Here is a 12334-nt window from a genome sequence, read left to right as displayed (position 1 = left end):
GGCATGATTTCCACAACCCGCCCGCGCTCCCGTTCCCGTCCCGGAAGCACTCTTTCGTTTTACCTGCGCAACGGCGCTGTTGTCGGGATCATCAAACTGGCGTCAGTGCCGCTGGTGCTGTCTATCTCGGTGCTGCTGGCCCACTGGCTGGGGCCGCAGGAATACGGCCTCTATGCCATTGCCTGGTCGCTGGCCGTGATCGGCGCTGCGGCGGCCTCCGGCGGGGTGTCGCAATTCCTGACCCGGCGGGTGGCAGAGCTGCACAAGAGCGGCCGGCAGCCTGAAGTCCGGCCGCATATTGCCGCCGCGATGGTGCTTGTCAGCCTTGCGGCGCTCTTGTTCCTGCTGCTGCTCGCCGCCGGCTGGAGCGCGCGCGCCCTGCCGCTGCCGCTCACCGGCGGCACCGTTGTTCTGATCTTTCTGGCCGCCGCCTTCATCGGGGTGATCAACATTGGCAGTGCGGCGCTGCGCGGGCTGGAGCGGGCCGCCGAAGGGCAGCTCTATCTCCTGATCCTGGCCCCGGCGGCCTCAGCCGCTGCGCTGCTGCTGATGATCTCCCTGACCGGCAGCCGGACCGCCTGGGCGGCGCTGGCTGCAATGGCCGCCGGCTATGGGCTGGGCGCGGTGCTGGCGCAATTGCGGCTCAGACGGGTGACCGCAGGGTTCAGCGGCCCCGCCACAGCCGCCCGCGCCCTGGTCCGCCCGGCCGCTGCGCAAAGCAAGACCTACATCGCCTATGCGGTGCTGATGATCCTGGGCCTGCAGCTGAACCTGCTTCTGGTCGGTGTTCTGCTGCAGGCAGAACAGGTCTCCTATTACAATCTGGCGGATAAGGCGGCGCAGTTTGCCGCGCTGCCGGTCGGCATTCTGGAGCTGCTGATGGCCACACGGGTTGTCAGCCTGTACGCGCAGGGCAATCTCACTGCGCTCAGGAAACTGTATCTGACCCTGACTTTGGCCGGGTTTGCGGCGGCCCTGCTGATTGCCGCGCCGCTGTTCGTCTTCGGCGAAGAGATTATCCGCCTGCTGCTGGGCCAAACTTATGCCAGCGGCATCTATCCGGTGCTGCTGCTGCTGCTTGCCGCACAGCTGCTGCGCGCGGCCTTCGGGCCGCTGACGGTGATGCTGCTGATGACCGGCCATCAGGCCTATTGCGTGGCCAGCCAGCTGACCGGCGCGGCGGTTCTTGCCACTGCCACCTGGCTGCTGGTGCCGCATTACGGGTTGCAGGGCGCAGGCATGGCCGCCACGGCCGGCGTTCTGGCAGCCTATCTGCCGCTGGCGGCCGGCGGCTACCGGACCCTTGGCCTGCGGCTGCCGTTGCTATGAGCCCCCGCATGTTTCCCGTCGCGCAGCCCGGCTTTGCCGGCTTCATCGAAGAACTGGGGCTGCTGGGCATCAGCCCCTGCGGCGCCGCGGATCCCGGCGCCACCGCCTTTGCCGTGCTCAGGGCCAACAGCGTGCAGCGCTGGCTGCTGGTGCCGCTTCTGGGGCGCACGGCAGTGGCAGATGCTTTGCGGATGCTGACGCCGATGTCGCGCCGCGCGCGGCTGGCGAAATCCGCCGTGCTGGCGCTCAACGGCGCGGGGCTGCGCCCGGTCTGGACCCGCAACCGCATCTATCTGAAGATGTGCGCGCGCGCATCCTGCCTGCACAGCTGGCCATCGGCGGCGTTCTTCTCGGGCACGCCAGGGCCCGAGCGCAAGATAACAGTGCAGCTGCGCTGCGCGCACAGCCGCGAAAACGCCTATCTGAAGCTGGCCTGTTCGCCCCATGCCGGCACGCTGATCGCAAAGGAGGTGCGGGCACTGCAATCCGCCCGCAAGCTGGACCTGTCGTCGGCGCTGCTGCCATCCGTGCTGGGATACACCCGGTTCGGCCCCCGCCGGGCGTATATCTGCAGCGACGAGGCCCGCCCCGGTTTCAAACCGGCCCGCACCCTGCACCAATGCCATTTCGGCTTTCTGGACGAAATGGCGGCAAAAACGGCAGCAGAGATCAGCGGTTCCTACCTTCACAGCCTGCAGCAGCAGCACGCCGCGGCATCAAACTCCCTGCTGCCGGCGCAAACCGGTCTGGCCGCCCGCGGCCTGGAAGCGCTGCGCAGTATCCTTACCCGCAGCCCGGTGGCTGCCGCCCTGGCGCATGGCGACTTCACCCCCTGGAACTGCGCCGCCGCCGGCTCCCGCCTCTATGTCTTCGACTGGGAGCTTTCGGCCCGCCAGCCGCTTGGCTGGGACCATCTGCATTTCCTGCTCAGCACCGGCGCCGCGTCGCCCTGCGGCGATCCCGTCCCGCTGCTGCGCCAGATGCAGGCGCGCTGGCATCACCAATCACCCGAGGGCGCCCGCTTCCTGCTGACCGCCTATCTTCTGGACCGGATTTTCCGGGGCAATGCCTGCCCTGCCAGCCCCGTTATGCTGCAGCGCCTGCTGGCAGCGCCTGCGCAGGACGCCGCATGATCGCGCAAGTGCATCTGATCTATTTTGCCATCGTCCTGGCAGCCGGCCTCGCGTCCCTGGCGGCGCTGCAGGTCAGGGGCCGGCCGGGGCAGCTGCTGGTCAGCCTGCCGGTTGTCATCCTGGTCTCGCTGGCGGTCAGCTGGCGCGATGTCCAGCTTGGCGCCGACACCCGGATCTATCTGGAGATGTACAGCCACCCCGAACGGTTCGAAAGCTTTGTCGAGACCGCCTATATCACCGCCATCCGCCTGCTGCGCCGCATCAGCACCGACGGCACGTTCTACCTGTTTTTCAGCGCCTTCGCCGCCAATCTGATTGTCTACCTTAGCTTTGCCCGCTTCAATCCCCGTCTGGCCGGTTTTGCCTTTGCGCTTTATTGCGCCTCGCCGGTGTTCTGGACCGTGAACATCCTGATCCTGCGCAACGGCCTAGCGGCAGCGCTTATCCTGCATGCCACGCTGATCCTGGTCACCGCCGGGCGCACACGCAGCTTTTTCGCCCTGGCGCTGGCCGGCGGCGGGGTTCACTATTCCGCTTTGGGGCATGTGCTGTTCCTGTCCGCGGCGGATCTGTCCAGCGCCCGGCGCACAGTGCTGTCCGCTGGCGCCCTGATCTGCGCTGCCGCGGCCCTGTTTCTGCTCTTTCCCTATGTGTCCGCAAGCGCCGCCCCCTGGATCGAGCGGTTCGAGGATTACCAGCATTACGCCGCCACCGGGCAATTCGCCTATGAAAACGCATCGCTGAAACCGCAGCACGCAATCCCGCTTCTGGTGCTCCTTGGCGCGCTGCTGGAATGGCGGCGGCTGCAAAACACCGAAAGGCTGCTGCTGCGCTACTACCTGGCGCTGCTGATCCTGGCGGCGCTGTTCTGGGACAATGTCCTGTTCCGCGACCGGATCTACCTGCCCGCCCAGATGATGGAGCCGCTGTTCCTGGCACTGTTCCTGCGGCGGGTGCTGCGCGAGGACGTCCTGTTTGCTGTCGGCGGCTTTGCCTTTTTCCTGATGCTGGCCGCGGGAACAATCCTGATCTGGGGGCCGCGCAATGTCCTGCAATTTTACTGAACCGGCGCCCGCCCCCGGGCGCAACGCCGCATTGAGGAGCTGACATGAACGGCATCAGCCTGCCGCAACGCGACCAGCTTCTGCTCCGGTTCTTTGCCTGCCTGGAGGAACACGGCGTGTCCTATTGCGTGCTGTCCGGCCTGTCGGCCGAGAACCCGGAATATGATCTGGACGTGGATATCTCCGCCGCCCCCGGCGACGGGCCGCTGATCGCCAGGCTGGTGCGGGACTTCGCGCAGGATAACGGTCTGCTGCTGCTGTTTGATATCTGGTCCGGCACCTGCAGCCGCGCCTATACGCTGGTCCTGCGCGGCAGTGCCGGGCGGGTGATGCTGAAGCTGGACATCATGGCGGGTTATGGCTCCTTCCGCACCGGCGAGGTGCTGCGCCACGCGGAAATCGCCCGCAACAGGGTCTATAACGGGATGTTCTGGACCCTGCCGCCGCAATCCGAGCTGGCCTATCTGGCGGTCCGGCATGTGCTGAAGAACGACAACCGGACCTACCGCGCCGCCCGGATCCGGGAGCTGCACGCCGCCGTGGATATGGGCGCCTTCAAATCCGCTTTTGCCCCCGTCATTCTGGACGCGGTTGAGGCCGCAGCCGCAGGCCGGCTGCCGGAAAAGCGCGCTATGCTGCGGCGGCAGCTGGCAGGCTACGGCAGGGCCCGCATGGGGCTGCGCCGCCGCCTGATTGCGTGGGCGCAGGAATTCAGGCGGCACCTGCAGCGGATCCGGCAGCCGGTGGGTTGCAGCATTGCGTTTCTGGGGCCGGACGGCTCCGGCAAATCCACCCTGATCGCCGCGCTGCACAAAAGGCTGTCACCGGTGTTTCACGGCGTGACCCTTCTGTACTGGCGCCCCCGTCTGCTGCCAGCGCCGGGGCGGCTCAAATTCTGGAACCCGGCGGCTGAGATACAGGAAAACCCCAACCCGCATGATGTGGTGCCGCATGGGCGGGCGGTGTCGCTGGCGCGGCTGTTGTACTTTGCCTGCGATTACATCCTGGGGCATTTCCTGGTGGTCCTGCCCCGGATGATCCGCAAGGATCTGGTGATTTTCGACCGGTTTCTCAATGACATCCGCCTTGACCAGCTGCGCTACCGCATGGCGGTTCCGGCGCGGCTGCTGCGGCTGATCGAACGTCTCGCGCCCAAGCCCGCCATCATCTTCGCGCTGCATGGCCCGTCAGAGCTGCTGCACCACAGAAAGCCGGAACTCGAGCTTCAGGAAACCGCCAGACAGGTGGAACTGCTGCTGCAGATGGCCCGCGAGAACCGCCATTTTGCGGCGGTCAATGTTGATAGGGATATTGAACACATTGTTGATGAGATCATTGAAGCCCTCCTGGCGGCCTGCGCGGAAAACGGCGGAAAACGTACCGGGAGCCGCACCCGGTCCCGCCCCTCAGACAGATAAAACCGCGCCGGTCCTGTTTCTCGACTCCGTGTCCGACATGTACGGATCCTCCCGCATCGGGCGTTTCATCATCACCTTTCTGGAAGAGGCCGGATATCCGGTGGATGCGCTGGTGGCGGTGGAACGCAACGCCCCCGCCGCCCGCTATGCCGCTCGCGCGGACCTGCCGATCCTGGTGATGCGGGAGTTCCGGCAGGCGCCGTTCAAAAGCCTGGTCAAGACGGTCCGCAACTCTGTCCGTTTTGCCACCCTGCTGCGCAAGCGCTTTCCCCGCCATCGGACCCTCTATTGCAACACGTTCGCCACCTTGCCCGCAGCCCTGATTGCCCGCATGTCGCGCCGCCGCTGCCTTCTGCATCTGCATGAAACCGCCCCCGGAGCGGCCGCGGCCTGGCTGCTGAAGGCGGCAATACGGCTGTCCGGCCTGCGGGTCATCGTGGTGTCGCAGGCCATCAAGGATTCCTGGGGGCTGGAAAACGCCACGCGGGTGCAGGTCATTCACAACGGCATTCCCGATCTGGACACAGGCAACGCCGCCATGGAGGAAATCCGCCGCTGGGACATCGCCTTTGTCGGGCGGCTAACGGCGAAAAAGGGGTTTTATGTCTTCCTGGACGCCCTGCGCCAGCTGGACACGCCCCGGCACCATGGCACCAGAATCCTGATCCTGGGCGGCTGCCTGCCGGGCGAGACCCTGCCGCCCGGTACATTTGCGGGCTTTGCCCATCTGCAGCTGGACTACCTGGGCGAACGCCCGGACGCCGCCGCCTTTTTTGCGCAAAGCAAAACCGCCTGCATCCCCTCGCTCTTTGCCGATCCCTTTCCCACCACCGCACTGGAGGCGCTGCGCGCGGGCTGCCTGATTGCGGCCTCGGATACCGGCGGTCTGCCCGAGGCGCTGCAGGGCACCGCCAGCACGCTGGTGGCGCCGGGCAATGCCGAAGCGCTGGCACTGGCGCTGGCGGCCAAACTGGCAGAGGCTGGCCCCGATGGCGCCCGCCAGAACCGGGCGCAATACGAGGCCCGCTTTACCCTGGAGGAGTTCAAGACGCGGTTTCTGGCAGGCCTCGCGCCGCAAAAGACGTCCCCAGCCCCGCAGATCAAAGCCGCCATTCTCGGCACGGTTGGTGTGCCGGGATGCTATGGCGGGTTTGAAACGCTGGCGGAAAACCTGGTGCGCTATTCCATGGCGCAACGCCGCAAGGACGCTGACCTGACTGTCTATTGCAGCGCGCGTGCCTACCCCGCCCGCCCGGCCCGGTTCCTGAACGCCCGGCTGCGCTATTCGCGGCTGAACGCCAACGGCATCCAAAGCATCCTCTATGATGCCGTGACGGCGCTGGATGCGGTGCGGCGCGGCCATAACGTGCTGCTGCTGCTGGGGGTTTCGGGCGCCTGTGTGCTGCCGCTGATCCGCTTGGTGTCAAAGGCGCGGATCATTACCAATGTCGACGGGATCGAATGGGAGCGGGCAAAATGGGCAGGGCCCGCCCGCCATTTCCTGCACTGGTCCGAAGGGCTTGCCGTGCGCTGGTCGCATCAGGTGATTGCCGACAACCAGGGCATTGCCGATTACTTGCGTGAAACTTACGGCATCACCGCCGAAGTCATCGCCTATGGCGGGGACCACGCGCTTGCCGCCCTTGGCACGGCCGGCTGCGATGATCCCGCACTGCCGGCCCGCTATGCGCTGGCGCTGTGCCGGATCGAGCCTGAAAACAACCCCGAAATGATCCTGACGGCTTTTGCCCAGGCCGGGCAGCCGCTGGTCTTTGCCGGCAACTGGAACAACAGCGCCTTCGGGCGGCGGCTGCGGGCGCAGTTTGGCGGCCATCCCGGGCTGCATCTGCTGGACCCGGTTTACGACCCCGGCGCGCTTTGCCATCTGCGCGCGCAGGCGTCGCTTTATGTGCACGGCCATTCCGCCGGCGGCACCAACCCCGCATTGGTCGAGATGATGCATTTCAACCTGCCGATTCTAGCCTATGATTGCAGCTTCAACCGCTTCACCACCGAACAGCAGGCCGCCTTTTTCACCTCCTCCGCGGCGCTGGCAGAGTTGATATCCAGCGGGTTTGACGATACCGCCGCAGCAGCAGCCCTGTGCGACGTTGCCCGGCGGCGCTACAGATGGGACCGGATCGGGCAGCAGTACTTCGGCCTGATGCAGGCGGACACACAGAAGACATGAGGTCAGAGGCGATGCAGATAGACGAAACAGGGCTGCCGGGGCTGAAGGTGCTGACACCGGCACGGTTCGGCGACGCGCGCGGCTTTTTCAGCGAAAGCTGGAACCGGCAGCGGCTGGCCGAACATGGTATCGATCTGGACTTCGTGCAGGACAACCATTCTGTCTCAGCCCAGACCGGCACCCTGCGCGGGTTGCATTTCCAATCCCCGCCCCATGCCCAGGACAAGCTGGTGCGCTGCGGCCAGGGCGTCCTGTTCGACGTGGCGGTGGACATCCGCAAAGGCTCGCCCGCTTACGGCAAATGGTTCGGTATTGAGCTGAGCGCAGAAAACGGCAAGCAATTGCTGGTGCCCAAGGGTTTCCTGCACGGCTTCCTGACCCGCGCGCCGGACACCGAGGTGATCTATAAATGCACCGATTATTACGCGCCCGACTGCGACGGCGCGGTGGCCTGGGACAGCTGCGGCATCGATTGGGGATTTGACGGCGCGCCTGTCCTGTCGGAGAAAGACAAAAGCGCGCCCGCGCTGGCGGATTTCGACAGCCCCTTTGGCTGGGAAGGATAAATGATGAAAACACACTCAGCCGGAGGCGCGGCATGAAGATACTGGTAACCGGCGGGGCCGGCTTTATCGGCTCGGCAGTGGTGCGGCTGGCAATCAGCCGCGGCCATCAGGTGGTGAACCTGGATGCGCTGACCTATGCCGCCTGCCTGGCGAATGTGGCCGAGGCCGCACAAAGCCCGCTTTATGCCTTTGAGCAAGCCGACATCCGCGACCGCGCCGCGCTGGACCGCGTGTTTGAGGCCCACAAACCCGATGCGGTGATGCATCTGGCGGCGGAATCCCACGTCGACCGCTCGATCGACGGGCCGGGCGATTTTGTCGAGACCAATATCACCGGCACCTATCAGATGCTGGAAGCCGCCCGGAAATACTGGACCGCGGCCGGCAAGCCGGAAGGCTTCCGATTCCATCACATCTCGACCGATGAAGTCTATGGAAGCCTGCCTGCCGACCCCGCGGTGATGTTCACCGAAGACACGGCTTATGATCCGCGCTCGCCCTATTCCGCTTCCAAGGCCGCCAGCGACCATCTGGTGCGCGCCTGGGCCGAAACCTACGGCCTGCCGGTGGTGCTGACCAATTGCTCCAACAATTACGGCCCCTATCACTTCCCGGAAAAACTGATCCCGGTGGTGATCCTGAATGCGCTGGCGGGCAAAGAGCTGCCGATCTACGGCGACGGCTCCAACGTGCGCGACTGGCTGTATGTGGAAGATCACGCCGACGCCCTCCTCTTGGTGGTGCAAAAGGGCGCGCTGGGGCGCAGCTATAATATCGGCGGCGAGAATGAGCGCTCGAACCTGGAGCTGGTGCAGACGCTTTGCGAAATCCTGGACGGCAAGCGGCCGCGCGCCGACGGCGCGTCCTACAAGGACCAGATCACCTTTGTCACGGACCGCCCGGGCCATGATGCGCGCTATGCCATTGATCCCAGCCGCATCCGCGACGAGCTGGGCTGGCGGCCCTCGGTGACGGTTGAGGAAGGCCTGGAACGCACGGTGCAATGGTATCTCGACAACGAGACCTGGTGGCGTGCCCTGCAGGACCGCGACGGCGTCGGCCAGCGGCTGGGCACCGGCAAGTGAAGGCTTTCCAGCTGGAGTAGTTGGGAAAAGATGAAACGGAGCGGGGCAGACCCTATGAGCATTCTCGTTTTCGGCAAGACCGGCCAGTTGGCCCGCGAACTGGCGGCCTATGACGGCGTCATTTGCCTGGGCCGCGGTCAGGCGGATCTGTCGGATCCGGACGCTTGCGCGGCGGCCATCCGCGCCCATGCGCCTGCCGCGGTGATCAATGCCGCTGCCTATACCGCCGTCGACAAAGCGGAAGAGGAAGAGGCGCTGGCCACGATCATCAATGGCGATGCTCCTGGCGCCATGGCACGGACCTGCACCGCGCTGAACATTCCCTTTGTCACCGTCTCCACAGATTACGTCTTTGACGGCAGCGGCGAAGCACCCTGGAAGCCCGAAGATGCCACCGCGCCCTTGAACGCCTATGGCCGCTCCAAGCTGGCAGGCGAGGAAGCGGTGCGCGCGGCGGGCGGCGCATATGCGGCCTTGCGCACCTCCTGGGTGGTCTCGGCGCATGGCGGTAACTTCGTCAAAACCATGCTGCGGCTTGGGAAAGAACGCGTGCGGCTGACCGTCGTTGCCGACCAGATCGGCGCGCCGACGCCGGCGCGGGACATCGCCGCGGCCTGCTTGGCCATCGCACGGCAGCTGAGGGAGGAGCCGGGCAAGTCCGGCACCTATCATTTTGCCGGCGCGCCCGAGACCAGCTGGGCAGGCTTTGCGCGCGAGATTTTAGCCCGCGCGGGCGTGGAGTGCGATGTGGAAGATATTCCAACCGCCGCTTATCCGACGCCTGCGGCGCGGCCCTTGAATTCACGTCTCGATTGCACATCACTGGAGGCGGTTTTCGGCATCCCGCAGCCGGACTGGCGGATGGGGCTGACTGAGGTTCTGAAAGATTTGGGAGAATTGGCATGACTGACGGCAAGCCCGGCGCGGGTCGCAAAGGCATCATTCTGGCGGGCGGCTCAGGCACCCGGCTTTATCCGATCACCATGGCGGTCTCCAAGCAGCTGCTGCCCTTGTATGACAAGCCGATGATCTATTACCCGCTCAGCGTGCTGATGCTGGCGGGCATCCGCGAGATCTGTGTGATCACCACGCCGCAGGACCAGGAGCAGTTCACCCGCCTGCTGGGCGACGGCAGCCAGTGGGGGGTTGAGCTCACTTATGTGGTGCAACCCTCGCCCGACGGGCTGGCGCAGGCGTTTATCCTGGCCGAGGAGTTTCTGGCGGGCGCGCCCTCGGCGCTGGTGCTGGGCGACAATATCTTCTTTGGCCATGGTCTGCCGGACCTTCTCGCCGCCGCCGACGGGCAGACCGCGGGCGGCACCGTGTTCGGCTATCACGTGGCGGATCCGGAACGCTATGGCGTGGTCGGGTTCGACGGCGAGGGCCGCGCCCGCGAGATCATCGAAAAACCTGAAGTGCCGCCCTCGAATTATGCGGTGACGGGCCTTTACTTCCTGGATGGCACGGCGCCGGAACGGGCCCGGCGGGTCGCGCCGTCGCCGCGCGGCGAGCTGGAGATCACCGATCTGCTGCAAATGTATCTGGAGGAAGGGTCGTTGCGGGTTGAAACCATGGGCCGCGGTTATGCCTGGCTGGATACCGGCACCCATGGCTCGCTGCTGGATGCGGGCAATTTCGTGCGCACCCTGCAGGAACGCCAGGGGCTGCAGACCGGCTGCCTGGAGGAGATCGCCTACAGCCAGGGCTGGATTGATGCGGCCCAGCTGAAGGCACGGGCAGAGAAATTCGCCAAAAACGCCTATGGCGCCTACCTCGAAGGGCTGCTGAAATAGGCGGCAGGCTCCCGCCCGTTATCCGCTATCATAGATAGCCTCTTCCGGTTGGGCCCGGCGCCGCTGCGCGGCGCAGGGCGCACCGTTTGCAAGTGCGCGGGTAAGGACTTGATAGGCATTCTTAATAAATTGAAAACAAGAGCCATTTTCTAGCCACAGCGGCCCCGCAGCCATTCCCGATTGCGCCAATAGGCCTGTTCTCGACCGGATTTATTCTGCGAGGAGCACGCAATGGCACAGCGGCAAACCGAAACCCGCCCTGGGCAGGGCAGCAGCCGCCGCATGCGGCAGCGGCTGCTGCCCGGTATCCATGGGGTGCTGGCCGCCTGCCTGATGGCAGCGGCGCTGGCCACTTCCGCCGCCGCCGTTCAGCCGTTGCCGCCTGCGCAAATGCCTGCTGCCCAGGTGCCGCTGTCCGGGCAAGTACTGCCGCCCCTGGCCCATGCCCGTTTCTGCCTGCGCCACCCTGGCCAATGCGCAGTGCGCGGCGGCAACCCGCAGCCTGCCCGCTCCGCACAGGCGCAGCTGGCCGAGCTGGTGAGGATCAATCTGGCGGTAAACCGGGACATCACCCCCCAAACAGACGGCACCGCACAGGGAATTGCCGATGAATGGCTGCTGAATGCGGTACGGGGCGATTGCGAAGATTATGCACTTCAAAAGCGTAAAAGATTAATGAATTCAGGCTGGCCATCCAAATCTCTCCGGCTGGCAACTGTGCTGACACCGGAAGGCGCCGGCCATGCCGTATTGATTGCACGTTTTCGCGGCGGGGATTTTGCCTTGGACAATCTCACAAATGAAATCCGGCCCTGGCGGGAAACCGGATACCGGTTTTTGAAAATCCAATCGGAAACAGACCCAAAAGCCTGGTATTCGGTTGCCGCGCCGCAAGCCGGAGGCGGGTTGTCCTGAGCCCCGCTGCCGCAGGTCCGCACCGGCGTCAGGCGCCGCCGCGCCGCGCGATCACGCTGAGGGTGCGCCACACGATGCGGGCCTCCATAGCAAAACCCGTATTCGCGATGTAATGCAGATCGGCACGCACCTTGATCCGCGTGGCATCAATGCCTTCGACATACCCCAGCTCCACCTGGGCCCAGCCGCTGATACCCGGGCGCACCGCATGCCGCTCCTGGTATCCCGGCACGTCGGCCAGAAACCGGCGCGCATGGTGAATATAGTCCGGGCGCGGCCCGATCAGGCTCATATCACCCTTCAAAACATTAATAATCTGCGGCAGCTCATCCAAACGGGCACGGCGCAGAAACCGGCCAAGCGGGGTGATCCGCTCTTCTTCCAGCGGGCAATCAGCAGTGCGGCGGATTTCTGGCGCAGGGCGCATTGTCCGGAACTTATAGGCGGTGAACGGGCGGCAGCCCCGCCCCATGCGCAGCTGCGAATAAAGCAGCGGCCCCCGGTTCCAAAACGGGTTGAGAAGCAGCAGGCCCGCAGCGCACATCAGGGCCAGCGGCAGCAGGACCCCGCTGCTGACAACCAAGTCAAACAGGCGCTTGACCCCCGCAAACGGAAGGCCGGACAGCGTGCTGCGGCGCGGCGAACGGACTGAATTACCAGGCAGATCCCGTTCTGGGACTTCAATGTCAAACATTTAACTTCAACACCTAAGGCTTAACAGAAATTTAACCATTCGCCAAAATCGAACGAATAAACATTAGGCAATTATGTATTGAGTCAAAATTGTGTCAATTGATTCTGAAAATTGTCACAGTTAAACATTCGTGAGTTGTTATTAAT

At 64.6% G+C, this 12334-nt stretch carries 11 protein-coding genes; 10 read left to right on the top strand and 1 reads right to left on the bottom strand.

Features of this window, described 5'->3' with window-relative positions:
• Positions 1-3 precede the first annotated feature (3 nt).
• The 10 genes from A2I95_RS13540 (at position 4) to A2I95_RS13495 (ending at position 11494) form a co-directional block, all read left to right on the top strand.
• Positions 4-1329 carry an oligosaccharide flippase family protein gene (locus tag A2I95_RS13540; RefSeq protein WP_291730360.1) on the top strand — a complete coding sequence of 442 codons (1326 nt, stop codon included), beginning with the start codon at positions 4-6 and terminating at the stop codon, positions 1327-1329.
• Positions 1330-1337: 8 nt separating this feature from the next.
• Positions 1338-2462, top strand: coding sequence for a phosphotransferase (locus A2I95_RS13535; RefSeq protein WP_291730359.1), 1125 nt, complete (start codon positions 1338-1340; stop codon positions 2460-2462).
• Positions 2459-3526 (top strand): EpsG family protein, encoded by a 1068-nt coding sequence (locus A2I95_RS13530; RefSeq protein WP_291730358.1) that lies wholly within the window; start codon positions 2459-2461, stop codon positions 3524-3526. Before A2I95_RS13535 ends, A2I95_RS13530 begins: the two co-directional genes overlap by 4 nt.
• A 44-nt stretch (positions 3527-3570) precedes the next feature.
• The gene (locus tag A2I95_RS13525; RefSeq protein ID WP_291730357.1) at positions 3571-4944 is read left to right on the top strand and encodes a hypothetical protein; all 1374 of its coding nucleotides are present in this window, start codon (positions 3571-3573) and stop codon (positions 4942-4944) included.
• Positions 4945-4981: 37 nt separating this feature from the next.
• The gene (locus A2I95_RS13520; protein ID WP_291730355.1) at positions 4982-7135 is read left to right on the top strand and encodes a glycosyltransferase; all 2154 of its coding nucleotides are present in this window, start codon (positions 4982-4984) and stop codon (positions 7133-7135) included.
• An 11-nt stretch (positions 7136-7146) separates the two neighbouring features.
• Positions 7147-7701, top strand: coding sequence for a dTDP-4-dehydrorhamnose 3,5-epimerase (gene rfbC / locus A2I95_RS13515; protein ID WP_291730354.1), 555 nt, complete (start codon positions 7147-7149; stop codon positions 7699-7701).
• 32 nt (positions 7702-7733) lie between these two features.
• The gene (gene rfbB / locus A2I95_RS13510; protein WP_291730353.1) at positions 7734-8786 is read left to right on the top strand and encodes a dTDP-glucose 4,6-dehydratase; all 1053 of its coding nucleotides are present in this window, start codon (positions 7734-7736) and stop codon (positions 8784-8786) included.
• A gap of 54 nt (positions 8787-8840) precedes the next feature.
• Positions 8841-9692: a dTDP-4-dehydrorhamnose reductase gene (gene rfbD, locus A2I95_RS13505; protein WP_291730352.1), complete on the top strand. Its 852-nt coding sequence runs from the start codon at positions 8841-8843 to the stop codon at positions 9690-9692.
• Complete coding sequence (gene rfbA, locus A2I95_RS13500) at positions 9689-10579, top strand: glucose-1-phosphate thymidylyltransferase RfbA (RefSeq protein WP_291730351.1); 891 nt, start codon at positions 9689-9691, stop codon at positions 10577-10579. Before rfbD ends, rfbA begins: the two co-directional genes overlap by 4 nt.
• Positions 10580-10810: 231 nt before the next feature.
• Complete coding sequence (locus A2I95_RS13495; protein ID WP_291730350.1) at positions 10811-11494, top strand: transglutaminase-like cysteine peptidase; 684 nt, start codon at positions 10811-10813, stop codon at positions 11492-11494.
• A 28-nt stretch (positions 11495-11522) separates the two neighbouring features.
• On the opposite strand, the gene A2I95_RS13490 is transcribed toward A2I95_RS13495, so the two are convergent.
• A complete protein-coding gene (locus tag A2I95_RS13490; RefSeq protein WP_291730349.1) occupies positions 11523-12188 on the bottom strand; it encodes a sugar transferase in 666 nt (221 codons plus the stop codon).
• Positions 12189-12334: the final 146 nt, after the last annotated feature.

It is taken from the genome of Leisingera sp. F5, from assembly GCF_001593695.1.
Note: the sequence above shows the minus strand (reverse complement) of the source record. Positions and strands in the feature narration are given on the sequence as shown.

Coding starts and splice junctions, on each gene's coding strand:
- A2I95_RS13540 (WP_291730360.1), top strand. CDS start 4: ATGATTTCCACAACCCGCCCGCGCTCCCGTTCCCGTCCCGGAAGCACT.
- A2I95_RS13535 (WP_291730359.1), top strand. CDS start 1,338: ATGTTTCCCGTCGCGCAGCCCGGCTTTGCCGGCTTCATCGAAGAACTG.
- A2I95_RS13530 (WP_291730358.1), top strand. CDS start 2,459: ATGATCGCGCAAGTGCATCTGATCTATTTTGCCATCGTCCTGGCAGCC.
- A2I95_RS13525 (WP_291730357.1), top strand. CDS start 3,571: ATGAACGGCATCAGCCTGCCGCAACGCGACCAGCTTCTGCTCCGGTTC.
- A2I95_RS13520 (WP_291730355.1), top strand. CDS start 4,982: ATGTACGGATCCTCCCGCATCGGGCGTTTCATCATCACCTTTCTGGAA.
- rfbC (WP_291730354.1), top strand. CDS start 7,147: ATGCAGATAGACGAAACAGGGCTGCCGGGGCTGAAGGTGCTGACACCG.
- rfbB (WP_291730353.1), top strand. CDS start 7,734: ATGAAGATACTGGTAACCGGCGGGGCCGGCTTTATCGGCTCGGCAGTG.
- rfbD (WP_291730352.1), top strand. CDS start 8,841: ATGAGCATTCTCGTTTTCGGCAAGACCGGCCAGTTGGCCCGCGAACTG.
- rfbA (WP_291730351.1), top strand. CDS start 9,689: ATGACTGACGGCAAGCCCGGCGCGGGTCGCAAAGGCATCATTCTGGCG.
- A2I95_RS13495 (WP_291730350.1), top strand. CDS start 10,811: ATGGCACAGCGGCAAACCGAAACCCGCCCTGGGCAGGGCAGCAGCCGC.
- A2I95_RS13490 (WP_291730349.1), bottom strand. CDS start 12,188: ATGTTTGACATTGAAGTCCCAGAACGGGATCTGCCTGGTAATTCAGTC.